Raw genomic sequence first — 17,219 nt, forward strand, 5'->3', positions numbered from 1 at the left:
ATTTTATTGTATCAAAATAACGGTAAAACTAAAAATAATAATAAAACAAAGACGATATGTGCAACGATAATGAGTGGTAAGCTTTTTTTCCATTCATAAAGTGCACCCCATAAAAGACCTGCGACAATGGCAGCCATTGCCCCTGGGATAAATCCGCTAATTGCTAGCGATAATGAAAACAACATTGCAGTAATAAAAACAGCCCAAGCAGGTGATGTATAGCGTTTTAGTTGTTGCTGCACATAGCCACGCCAAAACATTTCCTCACCAACTGCGATAATAAAAATAAGCATGATGTAATGGAATATATTTTGTGGACCGTAAACATTTAAAAATTTTGGGATTTCAGTTGTTACATTAGAATCGATATAAGGTAGCAGAGTATAGCCTAATTTAACAAAACCGTACGTAATTGTCCCATAACCAATTCCATAAATTAAATATTGCCAAGTTGGAATGCGGTCTTCGAATTTACCTGTGACTAAAGCAATCGCTATCCCCACTAGTAAAGTGAAAGCATATAGATACCAAAAGATTGATTTTTCATGAAAAGTGAAAAACATCATACTATAAATAAAAATCAATGACAGGAGGAGTGTAATCGTTTGTTTATCCGTTTTCATTCATTGTGTACCCCCTTTTACGTATCGTATCAAAAAATACCCTTTTTAGCATCTTTTGAATGTTAAAAAGGGTATTTTGAATTAATTGTTTCAGCGAAAGTCCCTACACTGGGAATGAATTTCAAGTATGTCCTTAATTCAGTGGAGGTTTAAACCCTGGCCGAATTGGGAAACGAAGGTTAAAAGCGTCACGTCCTGTGACAATACCTTCGTGATCAATTTCCTGTTGACCGAATGCCCCGATGGATCTCACAGATTTTTTTCAAGTTTACTCAAAAAAAATTGGGACGCAATTAGGCCGAGACGTAATTGATTTATTCGTGATTTGCTAAAATCTTGTAGCGTTTATGATTAACAACTGTTTTTTCTTCCATTTCTAATTCGTGAAAATTATCCATGATTGTAATATTCACAATAACCGAATTTTCATTGACCTTTTCAACAATACCTCTTAATCCATCTTTGAACTCGATAATATTTCCAACTTCAGCAATTTTCACACGCAGTCAGCCCCTTCATCGACTAATAATTAACAGTTTGCATGCAATTATACTATAAAGTTTATCTTTTTTAAATATTTATATTATTTTAATCGATTTTCAATCTCTTTTCATTCATATAGTAGTTCTGTTATATTGGAAAAAATAATAAGACTAGAGGTAATTTTAGATGGCAGACTATAAAGACATGTTAGACCAATTACGCAATGGTGAAGTGAAATCAGTTGTCATAAAAAAAGAGGAATTTTTACAATTTCGTGAACAAATTGTGAAGGATGAGCAATTTAAACATTTTCGTGGTGAAGCAAAACAAGGAGGAGACGTTGTTTTTACCTATTCACAAATTCCTAGATCATAATAACTGTCGAATTTTGTTTTACGATTATTTTGTATCTGTTATGTAAAGAAAGTATAATAATGGTAACAATTGGTCGTAAGGAGGGATAAAATTGGACGAAGTCAGGTTTGATGAATCGTTATTACATCAAATTGAAATTAAAAGACAACTCATGATTCAATCTGGTATTGAAAATGGATTACAAAGTAAACAAACGCTTTGTTTAAGCAAGCAAGTTGATCATTTAATGAACAAATTCAATCAAATTTATCATAGAAAATTGGGCATTTCAGGACAAAAGTAACATTTGAAATAATTTTAGAGAATGAAGTTTTAATGTTGTTTTATTAGGGCATATTATTATTGAACACAGCAACATTCTCATTTCCCCCTTTAGAGTAGAAGCGATTCAAAGCTACTGCTCTCTTTTTTTGTTTTTAAATTGAATTCAACTTGATTCAGTGGGGGCTCAAACCCCGACTGAATAGGGGACTCAGGCTAAGAATGCCGCGTCGTGCGGCAACGCCTTAGTGACCAACATCCGCCGAGGCGCAATTGATTACGTACATCATAACGCTCGTTGCAGTTTATTTGAATTTTGATAAAATGAAAGAAAATATCAAAAAGGGGGTTTTTGTAATGGATATGAAAAAAATTGGCTTTATCGGAACAGGTGTTATGGGAGCGAGTATTGTAAAGCATTTACTTCATGCAGGACACGAGGTAACGGTTTATACACGTACGAAAACTAAGGCGGATGCTTTAGTTGCGCTTGGTGCAAAATGGGCAGAGACGCCAGCAAAGGCTACAGAAGAACAGCAAATAGTATTTACAATGGTTGGCTATCCGAAAGATGTAGAAGAAGTATATAGCGGTGACGAAGGGATTTTTTCTTCTGCAAAACAAGGGACAATTGTTGTTGATATGACAACGAGTGAACCAACGTTAGCGAAAAAATTATACGAACAAGCAAAAGAAATCGGTGTACATAGTTTAGATGCTCCTGTATCAGGTGGAGATATTGGCGCGCAAAATGGAACATTATCATTAATGGTTGGTGGAGATGAGGCTGTTTTTGAACAGATGAAACCGATCTTTGAAGTTTTTGGACAAAATATTGTTTATCAGGGTGCAGCAGGTGCAGGACATCATACGAAAATGTGCAACCAAATTGCCATTGCATCAGGAATGATTGGTGTTTGTGAGTCAATGGTCTATGGGTTAAATGCTGGACTAACGATGGATGAAGTATTACGTTCAATTACAGCAGGTGCAGCGGGTTCTTGGTCACTTTCAAATCTAGCACCACGCATGCTGAAAGAAGACTTCGATCCAGGTTTTTACATAAAGCATATGATTAAAGATATGAAAATCGCTTTAGATGAGGCAGAACGCATGAATATTCAATTACCAGGTCTTATTTTAGCAAAATCTATGTATGATAAATTACTTGAAGATGGTTATGGTGAAAATGGTACACAAGCACTAATTAAATGTTATGAATAATACATTTTACATCGTAAAATCTACCATATTAAGTGGATTCGTTTATAGGAGAATCAAATTCCCTATGATACAATAGAGTTATACATACTTGGGAAGTTGGAAGGAGAGACATGCAATGGAAAATCAAAAAGGGATTTTACTAGAAAGTGGAACAAATGAACTTGAAATTGTTGAATTTGAAGTAGCAAATAATAAATTTGGTATTAATGTAATTAAAGTAAAAGAGATTATTCAACCTATTCCCGTGACATTTATTCCACATGTGCACCCTCACGTAGAAGGCATCATTCAATTACGTGGAGAAGTACTGCCAGTTGTAGATATGTTAAAAGTATTAGGCATTCCAACAGAAAATCGTAATCCACAGCAAAAGTACATTGTTGCAGAATTTAACAAACAACGAGTTGTATTCCATGTAGACAATGTAACGCAAATTCACCGTATTTCTTGGGATCAAATCGAAAAGCCATCTGATATGTACCAAGGTGGTTCTTCACAAGTAATTGGTGTTATTAAATACAACGAAGAAATGATTTTATTACTAGACTTCGAAAAAATCATGGTAGACATTAACCCTGAATCGAGTATTAGCGTAGAATCCGTGAAAAAACTTGGTAAACGTGAGCGTACAGAAAAGAAAGTCATTATCGCGGAAGACTCGCCATTATTACGTAAACTATTATTCGATACTATGAATGAAGCAGGTTATGTGAATACAGAGTTCTTCGAAAACGGCCGCGATGCATATGATTATTTAGAGGCACTTGCGAAAGCAGATAAGGAAATCGAAAAGCATGTCCAAATGATCGTAACCGATATCGAAATGCCGCAAATGGATGGGCATCATTTAACGAAGAAAATTAAATCACATCCAGATCTACAAAAATTACCGGTAATTATCTTCTCAAGTTTAATTACAGATGATTTACGTCACAAAGGTGATCAGGTAGGGGCAGAAGACCAAATTTCAAAACCAGAAATTGCCGAACTTATTTTACGCATGGATAAGTTAATTTTGTAAATTTGTCACTTATTGAATTGAAGCAATGCCTAAATATGATATAAAATAGAAACAAAAGCCGGATACTTGTAAAAGTAGTTCCGGCTATTTTTATAAGTTATAATCAGTCGGAATAATTTGTATATTTATATAGCAATGAAATGACTTTTTGAAAGAAGTGAAGGCACCTATGAAAAATTTAAAAACGGCCATTATTGATATCGGTTCGAACACCATTCGACTTGTATTATATTCATATAATAAAAATGAAGGATTACGTGAGTTTGGCAATATTAAAACGGTGGCGCGCCTTCGCACTTATCTATTACCAAATGGAGAAATGTCTGAAGAAGGTATCCAACTGCTAGCTGATACATTAAAGTCGTTTCGATTAATATTAGCGGATTATGATGTGACAGATGTAAAGGCTGCGGCAACAGCAGCTGTGCGTCAAGCGGCTAATAATGAAGAGATCATTCGTCGTATGCAAGAAGAAACTGGGATTACAATTGATATTTTATCCGAAGAAGAAGAAGCCTACTATGGATTCGTTGCGGTAGCACATTCAATGGATACACCATCTGCTGTCACAATCGATATCGGTGGTGGTTCGACGGAAATCACCTTATTCATCAATAAAAAGCTACAAAAAACGATTAGCTTTCCTTTTGGTACCGTATCATTAAAACAAATGTTTATAAAGGGCACCATTATTAATAATGACGAACGAATTAAGCTACGTGATTACGTGACCGAACAATTTAGTTCGTTGCCATGGATCAAGGACGTAGCCTTCCCGATTATTGGAATTGGTGGGAGTGCTCGTAATATTGCTCAGGTACATCAGCAAAAAACCAATTATCCATTATCAGGTGTTCATGAATATACAATAATGCAGGATGATTTAGGAACGTTGCGAGACTATTTAACACAGTTTTCATTTGAGCAACTAAAGCAACTAAATGGGCTATCTTCAGACCGTGCAGATACGATTGTGCCTGCATTAGAAGTGTTCCTTGCATTATTATCAGTCGTAGGAACTGATACATTCCAAGTAAGTAAAAAGGGGTTACGTGAAGGGTTAATTATTGGGCGAGTATTGCAGGGAAATTCAAAGGCATACAATAAATACAATGTATTTGAGGAAAGCGCACGCCAATTAGCACATGCCTATGGACGTACAGAAGAAGAGGTTCATACACTTGCTGAGCTAACGGGGCAATTTTATCGAGAGTGCTGTAATTTACAACTATTTCATTCTAACGAAGCAGACTTAGAGCTATTAATAAAAGGCGCAAAGGTGTATGCAATCGGTGAATACATCGAGCTTGATTCATCTAGTCAACATACATTTTATTTAATATCTAATCAGTCATTGTCAGGTATTTCGCATATAAACCGCGTCAAGTTAGCGCTACTTGCATCATATAAAAATCGTGAATATTTTGAACGTTTTGCACAACCTTTTGATAGTTGGATGTCAAAAGAGGAATTAAAAAAACTACGTGATTTTGGTGCGGTTTTAAAGTTTGTTTATGCATTGAATATGACGAAGCGCAATGTGGTAAAGCAACTTATCATTAAAAATAATGGAGATGACCTTTTAATAGAAGTGATGACGTCAGAGCGAGCAAATGCGGAAATGGCACAAGTAGAGAAACAGAAAAAACATATCGAGCGAGTGTTCAAAAAAAATATTACAATTGTGTTCAATGTTGAAGGGTGGAATTGTTGATGACAACAAATATGGAGATGGATCCGATGTTTGAATCAGAAGATACATCAGAAAATACCAAGTCAGATTTTCTGATGTTAGAAGAAATCGCGAAACCAGAGTATTACAATAACCGTGAGCTAAGTTGGTTAGCGTTTAACGAACGTGTACTAGAAGAAGCGGAAGATACAAATAATCCTTTACTAGAACGCTTAAAATTTTTGGCGATTTTCAGCTCAAATTTAGATGAGTTTTTCATGGTACGTGTAGCTGGTTTACAAGACCAAATTCGAGCAGGCTTCCACAAACCTGAAAATAAGTCAGGCTTAACTCCAAAAGAACAATTAACAAAAATTGCAGAGCGTACACAAGCATTAGTACGTCGTCAAACCGAAGTATACCGTCATTTAGTGCATGATTTATTACCAAAAGAAAATGTTTTTGTACGTGATTTAAAATTGTTAACGGCTGAACAAAAAAATTTCCTTCATGAATTATTTGACGAAACGATTTTCCCGGTATTAACTCCAGTAGCGGTTGATGCATATCGTCCATTCCCAACATTACTTGGCCGCACGTTAAACTTACTTGTGCTGCTAGAAAATAATAACACAGATACAGAAATGTTAGATAAAGTCGCAATTGTGCAGGTCCCATCAGTATTAGAACGCTTTATTAAAGTACCTACCCAAGGTAATGAAACGGTATTTGTATTATTAGAAGATGTCATTTCAAGCAATATTGACCGCTTGTTCTATGGATATAAAGTGAAGTCATCTCAAGCATTCCGTTTAACGCGTAATGCAGATTTAACGATTCATGAAGAAGGTGCACAAGACTTACTTGTAGAAATCGAAAAAGAGTTAAAGAAACGTAAATGGGGCGTTGGTTCACGTTTAGAAGTACGTGATAAAGAAATGAGTGATGACGTTTTAGAATACTTACTAGATGAATTTGAAATTGAAGAGTCAGACGTATTTAAAATTGATGGACCACTAGATTTAACGACAATGTTTAGTTTTGTGAAGGTCATTTCAGCTGGCCGTGAGCATTTAGAATATGAAAGCTTCATCCCTCAACCACCACAGGATTTACAATCGGATGAAAATATTTTTGAAAAATCATTAATACAAGATTTATTCTTCCACCATCCATATGAGTCATTTGCGCCGATTGTTGATTTTATTGCAGAAGCAGCCAAAGATCCGAGCGTGCTTGCGATTAAGCAAACGCTGTATCGTGTAAGTGGGAATTCACCAATTATTCAAGCGTTAAAGCAAGCTGCTGAAAATGGTAAGCAAGTAACGGTGCTTGTTGAGTTAAAGGCACGCTTTGACGAAGAAAATAATGTGCATTGGGCGAAGCAACTAGAACAAGCAGGGTGCCTTGTTATTTATGGAATGAATAATTTAAAAACGCACTCAAAAATTACATTAGTTGTTCGCCGTCGCCAAGGTAAAATCGAGCGCTTTGTTCACCTAGGTACAGGAAATTACAATGACGCCACGGCAAAAATATATACAGATATGGGGATTATTACGTCAAACAAGGAATTTGGCATTGACGCAACAAACTTCTTTAACTATTTAAGCGGCTATACAGAAAAGCCAGAATTCCATCATATTCGCGTATCACCATATGATATTCGTGATGAATTTATTGAATTAATTAATAAAGAAATAGCGTTACATAAAAAACATGGCAATGGTTTTATTCGTGCAAAAATGAATTCATTAACGGATAAAGATTTAATGATGAAATTATATGAGGCGTCAATTGCTGGTGTGAAAATTGAGCTAATTATTCGTGGTATTTGCTGTATCCGTCCTGGTATTCCAGGCATTTCAGAAAATATTACGGTAACGAGTATCGTAGGTCGCTTCCTAGAGCACTCGCGTATTTTTTGGTTCCATCACAATGGTGAAGACAGCTTGTATTTATCTTCAGCCGATATGATGACACGTAATATGATTAAGCGAGTTGAAATTTTATTCCCGATTTATTCAGCGGAAATTAAAAAACGCATACATCGCATTATGATGTCTCAACTAGAAGATAATCAAAAAGCGCGTATTCAGGATTCTAATGGGAAATACCACTACAAAGAAAACCACAATAGCAATGTTCGCATTAATAGCCAAGAAGTGTTCCTAATCGAATCACTTGGGACAATTGTGGAAGAATAAGTAATTTGATGAAGCTACGGACTCGATTTGGTCGTGGCTTTTTCTTTGTGTGATAACGATAATAGTGTTTAAAATAGAAAATTTTAAATTTTTCTACAATTAATCTTACTTATATAGTAAAATGAATTTATGAATGGTTGTTCATTTTATTTGAAAAGGGGATGGATGGATGTTACAAGGTAAGACGATTATTATTACTGGTGGCTCTAGTGGGATGGGGCTGGGCATGGCGAAACAATTTGTGCAAGAGGGAGCTAGTGTTGTAATTACAGGGCGCGATGTGGAGCGTTTAGCAAATGCTAAAACGGAAATTCTGGCATTTGGCTCAAATATTGAAACTTTCCAAATGGACGTACGTGAGCCAGAACATGTACAAGCTATGGTCGACTTTACCGTTGAAAAATTTGGACGTATTGATAGTTTAGTAAATAATGCAGCTGGTAACTTTTTAGTGCATGCAGAAAAGCTGTCACCAAATGGCTGGAAGGCTGTCATTGATATCGTGTTAAATGGTACGTTCTATTGTTCTTCAGCAGTAGGCCGTTACTGGATTGAAAAGGGGATTAAGGGATCGATTTTAAATATGGTTGCCACATATGCATGGGGTGCAGGTGCTGGTGTTATTCATTCGGCTGCTGCAAAGGCTGGTGTGCTATCCCTTACGCGTACATTAGCAGTTGAATGGGGCAGTCAATACGGAATTCGTTCTAATGCCATCGCACCTGGGCCAATTGAACGTACAGGAGGCGCGGAAAAACTGTGGGAATCAGAGGAGCAGGCAAAGCGCACGATTAATTCAGTACCATTAAGACGCCTTGGTACACCAGAAGAAATTGCAGATTTAGCAGCGTTTATGCTGTCAGATAAGGCAGGCTATTTAAATGGTGAATGCATTTCATTAGATGGCGGTCAATGGTTAAATCAACATCCATTTTAAGTTGTATTCACAATTAGCATATTTCAATACAAAAATTGGAATGAAGTGCATTTATCTAATATGCATTTAATCCATTTTGGTTAGTGAATTTACTCAATGTTGCTTGCATACTTTCTGTTAAAAAACCACATACTACCATTATCGCAAAAGGGGGCGCTAGTAGTGGGTATGTGGCTTTATCCAACGATTTTTGTTTGCATAGTACTTTGTTTAATTGGCTATTATTTAACCGTAAAAGTGGGACATAAAATTGAGCATAGTGGTGAAGAGCGGGATTCAGAAGTGCCTGACAAAATTATAGAGCATCCATTTTTACTTAATCCAATTGTGTTATCATACGCGGTATTTTTAGCATTTACAGGTATTATTATTTTTTATTATTGGGCACGTGGTTACTAAATATTCATGCATAATAGGACGAAATTGCTCGTCTTGTTATGCTTTTTCTTTTGCGTAAATGGGCATGTTTCTTAGTCAAGGATTTACCTGTTATGGTATGATAGAGGTAAGGTAAATAATATGCGAAAAAGGGTATTGTTTACTTAAGCTTAAAATTTTCGAGTTTTTAAGTGTTGATTTGCCCGTATTTACGGAGTCAAAGGAGTAGAATGTAATGATTTCAACGAACAACCGAGCGTTACTAGACATGCCGATTAAAGATTTTATTATTTCTTCTGAAAAGGTAGCGCATGTTCAAAGTGGGAATAACGCAGAACACGCACTGCTCGTATTAACGAAAACAGGTTATTCTTCGATCCCAGTTTTAGACGTAAAGTATCGTTTAAAGGGACTACTTAGCACAAAAATGATAACGGAATCCATTTTAGGATTAGAACGAATTGAATATGAAAAACTAGCTGAAATTCGAGTAGATGATGTTATGAATCATGATGTAGCATATTTAAAAATTACGGATACATTTCGTCGTGCACTTGATTTAGTCATTAACCATGCCTTCTTATGTGTAATCGATGAAGAAGGTACGTTTGTCGGTATTATGACGCGAAGAATTATTTTAAAGCAATTGAAAAAGTATATGTATCAACAAAATTAGTAAGTAACCATTCGTCGACAAAGTCCATAAAGGATTTTGTCGACTTTTTAACTTGCTTCAGCAGAAGTCCTCCACTACTATAAGTGAAAGATGTATGCCAAGTATGTCCTTTATTTAGTAGGGTATAACCCTCGGCTGAATAGGGAAACTCAGGCTAAGAACGCCACGTCGTGAGGCAATACCTGAGTGACCAACATTGTGTTGGTCCAAGCCCCCGACGGATGTCACAGATTTTTTAGAGGAATTTTTCGAGCAAACTCGAAAAAAATCTGGACGAGAGTTAGCCGAGTAGTAATTGATGTAAGAAAGGAAGAGTTTTATGACGGCGACAGAAGCGGAAATTATCAAGGTGCTGGCAGAGGAAAAGAATATGCGTAAGGCTGCCGAGCGTTTATTTTTAACACAGCCAGCTTTGTCACAGCGCCTACAATCCATCGAAAAAGAATGGGGTGCACAATTATTTATTCGCTCACAAAAGGGATTAACGGCGACGCCAGCTGGTGAATTAGTCATCCAATATTCGAATGAAATGATAGTGAAGCGTGAAGAAATATTTGAATCCATTCAAGCGTTGCAGTCGAAAGTACATGGTACGTTAAAAATTGCCTGTGCATCGATTGTAGGTCAAAACTGGCTACCAAAAGTTTTGAAGGATTTCGTAACAAAATATCCAGATACAAAAATTTCGCTTATGACTGGTTGGAGCTCAGAAATTGTGAAAGCCCTTTATGATGGAGAAGCACATATCGGTATTGTCCGTGGGCAAGCTGAATGGAAGGGGAAAAAAATCCATTTATTCCGCGATATGATGTACTTAGTTGATAAGGAAATTCAAGATATGGAAGATATTATCACATCAGATCGCCCGTTTATTCAATTTAAAAGTGATTCGAATTATTATCAGGAAATACAACAATGGTGGCAACGTCATTTTAACTACAATCCTAAGCATCAAATTATTGTAGACCAAATCGAAACATGTAAACAAATGGCACTAAATGGCATTGGTTATGCGATTTTACCGTCCATCACATTAAATGGTGAGGAAAAGGTGCACAAAATTCCGTTAACCAACTCAGAAAATGATCATGGCTTGACACGTGATACGTGGTTAATTGGCTATGAATCGACGTTTGAATTACGCCAAGTGGAGGCATTTGTCAATGTAGTACAAGACCATGCCCGCTGTTTATATGATTATTCCAGAGGATAAGCTTAAAAAAACAGTTTTATTTTAACTGAAAATTTAGTACAATATTCCGTGTTAAGAAAACTCACATATTAAAGGGGTGTCTCAATGGAGAAATTAAATGCACAGCAAATTATTGATTTTATTTCACAGGCAAAAAAAGTTACACCGGTTAAAGTTTATGTAAAAGGTGCGGGTGTCGCTTATTTATCATATGGTCCAGATGCAAAAGTATTTGGTGATGGCAATAATGCCGTTGTTTTCGGTGAGTGGTCTCAAATTGAGGCAGCTTTAAAGGAACATGAAACACAAATTGAAGATTATGTTGTTGAAAACGATCGCCGTAATTCAGGTGTACCGTTATTAGACACAAAACATATTAATGCACGTATTGAGCCAGGTGCGATTATTCGTGACCAAGTAACAATAGGTGAGCAAGCTGTTATTATGATGGGCGCGATTATTAACATCGGTGCTGAAATTGGTGCAAAAACAATGATCGATATGGGTGCCGTATTAGGTGGGCGTGCTACAGTTGGTGAAAACTGCCATATTGGAGCAGGAACAGTGCTAGCAGGTGTAGTAGAACCTCCAAGTGCGTTACCTGTAGTCGTAGAAGATGATGTTGTCATCGGTGCTAATGCCGTTGTATTAGAAGGTGTACGAATCGGCAAAGGTGCTGTTGTTGCAGCGGGTGCCATTGTTATTAAAGATGTAGAGCCATACACAGTTGTAGCAGGTGTACCAGCTCGTGAAATTAAAAAGTTAGATGAAAAAACGAAATCAAAAACTGAAATAATTGATTCATTACGCAACTTATAAGAAGGTGTAGCAATGACAAATCTGATTGAAATTCGGCGTGATTTACATCAAATCCCTGAAGTTGGCTTTAAAGAATTTAAAACGCAGGCGTATTTATTAAATTTTATTGAACAGTTACCACAAGAGCATATGCAAGTTGTGACGTGGAAAACAGGGATTGTCGTAGCGATTGCAGGAACAAATCCGATGAAGCAAATTGGCTGGCGAACAGATATGGATGCATTGCCCGTTTTTGAAGATACAGCCTTAGACTTTCAATCGCAACATACAGGGTTTATGCATGCTTGTGGACATGATTGTCATATGGCAATTGCACTTGGCTTAGTTGAATCATTTGCAAAAAATCGTCCGACACAAAATGTAGTAATCTATTTCCAGCCAGCTGAAGAAGGTCCAGGTGGTGCTGAGCCGATGCTTGAATGGCTACGACTAGAACAGCCGCAGCTTGTTGCAGATGAAATTTATGCCCTGCATATTGCACCAGAATATCCAGTTGGTACCGTTGCGACAAAGTCAGGTTTACTTTTTGCGAATACTTCCGAGCTATTTATCGATTTAAAAGGTGTTGGTGGGCATGCAGCGTTTCCTCATAAAACACGTGATATGACGGTGGCGGCAGCGAACTTAATTATGCAATTGCAAACGATCATTAGCCGTAATGTTAATCCGATGGATAGTGCAGTCATTACGATTGGCAAAATGACTTCAGGTACCGTGCAAAATGTAATTGCTGAAAATGCGCGCTTAGAAGGGACCATTCGTACGTTAAATGCGGATGCAATGGCAGAAGTGAAGCACCGTATAGAAGCAATTTGTACTGGTATTGAGGTAGCATTTGAGTGTAGTGTGATGATTGACTATGGTTCGATGTACTATGAGGTAAATAATGAGGAACGTTGTGCAAATGCGCTTCTTGAATTTGCTCGTGATTTTGTTGGTGCAACGAGCTATGAATGTCCTGCTGCGATGACAGGGGAGGACTTTGGCTACTTTATTAAAGAGATTCCTGGAGCGATGTTTTGGGCAGGAGCGAATTGTGAATTTGGTTTACATCATGCAAAGCTAGCGCCAGACGAAGCATTAATTCCATTTAATCAAAAATTTGTCGAAGCGTTTTTACGTTCACTATAAAAGATACTGTATTATACCCATTTAACGAACTCTGTTGAATGGGTATTTTTAATATAGTAATCAAAAGATCTGATAATTCGCAACTTTGTTAGTTGTGATTCGTACAAATAAGCAAAGAGAGGTGGAGTAAAATGAAGAAATATGTCATGCTTCTAATTTTCTTAGTGACAATGTTCGCACCGTTGATGTATGGAGCTGCTGAGATGAACATTGACGTTGACTACGGTTTTGAAGGAAAAGGCAAGCAAGATACACCGATTGCTGTAACGATTACGATCCAAAATGATGAGCGTACATTTGATGGGGAGCTTGTCACGACATATGCCAATAATTATTTATTACAAAGGGGTGAAGTAATTCCGCTACAGTTAGCGCCAAATGAAGTCGTAAGGAAAAAAGTGTATATAAATTATTTACCTTATGAAATAATCGATAATTCAACAGGGAAATTCGTTTATTTATATGATGATTCGATTGAAAAAGGGAACGAATCAAAAGATTATCGTGTTACACATAACAAACCAGAGTTGACTACGTATGATGCATTTATGATTGGAGTATTCGGTGATAAGCAATTAGCTAGCGCATTACAACAACTCCGTGCAATTCAGCAAAGTAGTGTTGTTGATATATCTGAATTTGCAATAACATCACTTGAAAGTGTTCAACAATCAGAGGATTTAGCACTTTTTAACATGATCTTCTTAACGCAAGAATTGGATAAATTAACAGAAGTACAGCAAAAGGCTATTTTAGGCTGGATTCAAAGTGGGGGGCAGCTTGTAATAGATGGCGATGTTTCTGGTACTGCTTTGGAACCGTATCAAGCGTTAACAGCTTCATCGGTAACGAAAACAATTAATGCCGAACAACTTCAACAATTCACAGGGCAAGAAGGATTCGATACAGTCTTAACGATTCATGATGTACAGCCAATCCAAGGCGCACATAGTTTCAAAATCGATGAAACGGTACTTGCCGCTAGAAAACAAATTGGCTCAGGTGCACTTATTCAAACAGCATTTTCACTTACAGATGCTACAGTGTCTAAAAGCGATAATGCGGCATATTTAATGGCGAAATTATTAGATTTTGATGTGAACTTTTATACATCTACGCCAGAAAGTGATTTATCGAGTAATGTTGTGCCAGTGAATGCATTATTTGCTTCATTTGAATTTTCATTATGGAAAATTGTTGTCGTGTTTGGGTTATATATTTTACTACTTGGGCCATTACTTTATTATTTCTTAAAACGTAAAGATAAACGCGAATATGCATGGATGATTATTCCAGCTATTGCACTTGTTGTGTCAGTGGCACTCTTTTTGGTCGGTGCTAAAGACCGCATCGTTCAACCTCAAATACAGCAAATGGCAGTAGTGAAAATTAGTGACAATACTTCAGAGCAATATTTTGCACAAAGCCTATTATCTAACCGTGGAAGCGATTATCAGTTTAACTTAACAAATGATATGAAGATAGCAAGCTATGGCGGGCAATCATTTGGACTACGCGATTTTCAAAATGGTCGATGGGGCTATGTAAAACAGCAGCAGGATCATAAAACATTAACATTAAAAAATGTGCCTTATTGGGATGTCGAATCTTTTATTGGCAGTGGCGCAATTGATATAGGAAAGCTTGATGTTCAACTAGTAAATGAAAACAGCATGGTGACAGGGACAATTCGCAATGACTTAACGATTGATTTAAAGGAAGTACAAATTTGGACTGGGCTGCAATTTATTAATATAGGCGATATCAAACAAGGTGAATCAAAGCATGTTAATGAAAAATTGGTATCATCATTGATTGCACCTAACACGTTACCAGTTGATCAAACCTATTATGACAGACCGACACCAGAAACAATTGATGTAGTTAGAAAAGGACGGTTATTAAGTTTAGCAAATACACTTGTGATGGATGATCAATCCCCTGTAATCATCGGCTATTCCAATACAGCGGATATTGGGGCACAATTTACTGGGAAGGCGAAAATGCAGTCTACTGTATTAGTGGTGCAGCCATTTACGGCATCGGTAAACTTCTCTGATGATGTCACTATAAACGGAGACTTAATGCTAATGAAATATTCCACAGATTTATTTGGTGGGGTTAAGGATCAGCAGATTAGTGGTCAAGATTCCTATTATTTAGATCCAGCAGATTATAAGGTTACGTATCAATTGCCACAATCTATTATGGTGCATAATATTTCTTGGGAAAGTTTAAGTTATAAGCTATATGGTAGTGCGATTAGCTCGCAAATTTATAATGTAAAAACGAATCAATATGAATCGTTACCTAGTGAATATTCAACTGACAATGTGAATGATTATATAGAAAATGACATGATTCAATTTAGATGGCATGTTTCAGACGCTGTGTATAGTGATAATGTGAAGCTACCGATGATTGAGCTGAAAGGGGCGATGAAGCAATGATTGAATTTCAGCATGTTAGTAAAAACTATGGAACAACGAATGCGTTAGCAGATGTGTCGCTTACAATTGAAAGTGGGACTATTTACGGCTTTGTTGGAGCGAATGGTGCTGGTAAATCTACAGCATTTTCGATTTTAGCAACGCTTATTCCATCATCTTCAGGAGATATTTTAGTAAATGGTAAAAGTGTGACCAATGAAGCGCATGCCGTTCGTGCCATGATTGGCTATATGCCAGACTTTTTCGGGGTATATGACCAGTTAAAAGTAGAGGAGTATTTAGACTTTTATGGCTCGGCCTATCAATTATCCGAAGCAGTAAGGGTGCAAAAAATTACGGAGCTCCTGTCACTCGTGCGCTTGACCGAGAAGCGATTTGAATACGTTGATGATTTGTCGCGCGGGATGAAGCAGCGTTTGTGCTTAGCGCGTACTTTAATACACAATCCAGATATCTTAATTCTAGATGAGCCAGCATCAGGTCTGGATCCAAGAGCACGTGTGGAGATGCGAGATATTTTAAAGGACTTGAAGCGTCTTGGGAAAACGATTTGTATTTCATCGCATATTTTGCCAGAACTAGCGGAAATTTGTGACGAGATTGGCGTGTTACATGCAGGAAGGCTTATTGCGAGTGGTAATATTGCTGAAATTGAAGCACAGCTACAAGGTGAAAAGTGGGTGACGGTTTCAGTTGTTGAGGATGAGGGAAGTGCGCTCGCCTTTTTTGCTAACTTACCACAAGTAGCAAATGCCACTCAACAAGGAGATGCCATTTCATTTGTATTTACTGGCGATGAATACGCGCAAGCTGCAGTACTAAAACAAGCGATTGAGGCTGGTATTCGTGTGAGCGCGCTTGAAGTACAAAAGAAAAATTTAGAGGATGTCTTTATGGTTATTACCGAGGGGGTGGCGAAGCATGAATCTCAAAATATCTAATCCAGTGCTACTAAAAGAACTTAAGCTGAGATTTCGAAATGCAAAAAGCTTTTCGAGTCTCGCCTTTTATTTAATTGCGCTGACATTATTTATTATTGCGTACTTCATTATTATGTCGGGTGTGTTTTCGAATGGCTATGTGCAGCCAGAAAGTAGCTTTATCTTATTTTGCAGTTTAACAGTATTACAGATTTGTTTACTGCTATTCATTGCACCGGCATTAACAGCGGGTTCTATAAGTACAGAGCGTGAAAAGCAAACGCTCAATATTTTATTAACGACTACGCAGACATCCTCACAAATTATTATCGGTAAACTTACTGCGTCGCTTGCTTATTTAGTTGTTATGTTAATTGCGACGTTACCGATGTATAGCATTTTGTTTTTATTTGGTGGGGTATCACCATGGATGTTAGTGAAAGTATTCCTACTGTTTTTACTAACGGTATTTACAGTGGGGAGTGTTGGTATATTATTTTCAACGATTACGAAAAAGACAATTGTATCAATGATTTCTACCTATGGGGTTATGATTTTTTTAGCGGTATTTACGTTTATCTTTTTCCTGGTAGGTATTATTAATTTCGTTGATGGAACTTCGTATTATGCGTCTTATTTTTGGATTAGTATAAATCCGATTGCCGTTGTGCTAAGTTTGATTTCACCTGAAATTGCCATTGCGATTAAAGAAATGACACATCTAGATTGGCCACCGATTGCAATTTACTGTATTGCTTACGCGTTTATTGGAATTGTCTGTCTAGTGATTGCCTCGAAAAAATTACGTGAAACCAAATAAAACAGTACGCAATTCGTTAATAAGGCGAAT

At 37.0% G+C, this 17,219-nt stretch carries 17 protein-coding genes; 15 read left to right on the top strand and 2 right to left on the bottom strand.

Annotated elements, in window-relative coordinates; all coding sequences use genetic code 11:
- Positions 1 to 11: 11 nt before the first annotated feature.
- Entirely contained in the window at positions 12 to 623 is a 612-nt protein-coding gene (locus O7776_RS03710; protein ID WP_274309301.1) for a CPBP family intramembrane glutamic endopeptidase, read from the bottom strand.
- Between the two features lie 314 nt (positions 624 to 937).
- A complete protein-coding gene (locus O7776_RS03715; RefSeq protein WP_241367792.1) occupies positions 938 to 1,123 on the bottom strand; it encodes a YkvS family protein in 186 nt (61 codons plus the stop codon).
- Positions 1,124 to 1,292: 169 nt separating this feature from the next.
- Between O7776_RS03715 and O7776_RS03720 the strand changes: the two genes are divergently transcribed.
- The 15 genes from O7776_RS03720 to O7776_RS03790 all read left to right on the top strand — a co-directional run bounded on the left by O7776_RS03720 (position 1,293) and on the right by O7776_RS03790 (position 17,189).
- Positions 1,293 to 1,481: a hypothetical protein gene (locus tag O7776_RS03720; protein ID WP_241367793.1), complete on the top strand. Its 189-nt coding sequence runs from the start codon at positions 1,293 to 1,295 to the stop codon at positions 1,479 to 1,481.
- A 91-nt stretch (positions 1,482 to 1,572) separates the two neighbouring features.
- The gene (locus O7776_RS03725; RefSeq protein ID WP_274309302.1) at positions 1,573 to 1,764 is read left to right on the top strand and encodes an aspartyl-phosphate phosphatase Spo0E family protein; all 192 of its coding nucleotides are present in this window, start codon (positions 1,573 to 1,575) and stop codon (positions 1,762 to 1,764) included.
- A gap of 335 nt (positions 1,765 to 2,099) precedes the next feature.
- Entirely contained in the window at positions 2,100 to 2,966 is an 867-nt protein-coding gene (locus O7776_RS03730) for an NAD(P)-dependent oxidoreductase (protein ID WP_274309303.1), read from the top strand.
- 115 nt (positions 2,967 to 3,081) lie between these two features.
- Positions 3,082 to 3,987 carry a chemotaxis protein gene (locus O7776_RS03735; protein WP_274309304.1) on the top strand — a complete coding sequence of 302 codons (906 nt, stop codon included), beginning with the start codon at positions 3,082 to 3,084 and terminating at the stop codon, positions 3,985 to 3,987.
- A 169-nt stretch (positions 3,988 to 4,156) separates the two neighbouring features.
- Positions 4,157 to 5,701, top strand: a complete 1,545-nt coding sequence (locus O7776_RS03740; RefSeq protein ID WP_274309305.1) for a Ppx/GppA phosphatase family protein — start codon at positions 4,157 to 4,159, stop codon at positions 5,699 to 5,701.
- Between the two features lie 26 nt (positions 5,702 to 5,727).
- A complete protein-coding gene (locus O7776_RS03745) occupies positions 5,728 to 7,866 on the top strand; it encodes an RNA degradosome polyphosphate kinase (RefSeq protein ID WP_420802167.1) in 2,139 nt (712 codons plus the stop codon).
- A 169-nt stretch (positions 7,867 to 8,035) separates the two neighbouring features.
- Positions 8,036 to 8,803 carry a 2,4-dienoyl-CoA reductase gene (gene fadH, locus O7776_RS03750; RefSeq protein ID WP_274309307.1) on the top strand — a complete coding sequence of 256 codons (768 nt, stop codon included), beginning with the start codon at positions 8,036 to 8,038 and terminating at the stop codon, positions 8,801 to 8,803.
- A gap of 162 nt (positions 8,804 to 8,965) precedes the next feature.
- Positions 8,966 to 9,202, top strand: a complete 237-nt coding sequence (locus O7776_RS03755; protein WP_274309308.1) for a short-chain dehydrogenase — start codon at positions 8,966 to 8,968, stop codon at positions 9,200 to 9,202.
- Positions 9,203 to 9,416: 214 nt separating this feature from the next.
- Positions 9,417 to 9,857 carry a cyclic-di-AMP-binding protein CbpB gene (gene cbpB / locus O7776_RS03760; protein ID WP_241367804.1) on the top strand — a complete coding sequence of 147 codons (441 nt, stop codon included), beginning with the start codon at positions 9,417 to 9,419 and terminating at the stop codon, positions 9,855 to 9,857.
- Positions 9,858 to 10,176: 319 nt separating this feature from the next.
- Positions 10,177 to 11,070 carry a transcriptional regulator CcpC gene (locus O7776_RS03765; protein ID WP_241367806.1) on the top strand — a complete coding sequence of 298 codons (894 nt, stop codon included), beginning with the start codon at positions 10,177 to 10,179 and terminating at the stop codon, positions 11,068 to 11,070.
- Positions 11,071 to 11,154: 84 nt separating this feature from the next.
- Complete coding sequence (dapD, locus tag O7776_RS03770; protein WP_274309309.1) at positions 11,155 to 11,868, top strand: 2,3,4,5-tetrahydropyridine-2,6-dicarboxylate N-acetyltransferase; 714 nt, start codon at positions 11,155 to 11,157, stop codon at positions 11,866 to 11,868.
- A 12-nt stretch (positions 11,869 to 11,880) separates the two neighbouring features.
- Positions 11,881 to 12,999 carry an N-acetyldiaminopimelate deacetylase gene (locus tag O7776_RS03775; protein ID WP_274309310.1) on the top strand — a complete coding sequence of 373 codons (1,119 nt, stop codon included), beginning with the start codon at positions 11,881 to 11,883 and terminating at the stop codon, positions 12,997 to 12,999.
- 131 nt (positions 13,000 to 13,130) lie between these two features.
- Entirely contained in the window at positions 13,131 to 15,449 is a 2,319-nt protein-coding gene (locus tag O7776_RS03780) for a DUF8725 domain-containing protein (protein WP_274309311.1), read from the top strand.
- Positions 15,446 to 16,390 carry an ABC transporter ATP-binding protein gene (locus O7776_RS03785; protein ID WP_274309312.1) on the top strand — a complete coding sequence of 315 codons (945 nt, stop codon included), beginning with the start codon at positions 15,446 to 15,448 and terminating at the stop codon, positions 16,388 to 16,390. The genes O7776_RS03780 and O7776_RS03785 overlap by 4 nt, the downstream gene beginning before the upstream one ends.
- Positions 16,371 to 17,189, top strand: a complete 819-nt coding sequence (locus O7776_RS03790; RefSeq protein WP_274309313.1) for an ABC transporter permease — start codon at positions 16,371 to 16,373, stop codon at positions 17,187 to 17,189. Before O7776_RS03785 ends, O7776_RS03790 begins: the two co-directional genes overlap by 20 nt.
- Positions 17,190 to 17,219: the final 30 nt, after the last annotated feature.

This window comes from Solibacillus daqui (genome assembly GCF_028747805.1).
Lineage (GTDB): Bacteria > Bacillota > Bacilli > Bacillales_A > Planococcaceae > Solibacillus > Solibacillus daqui.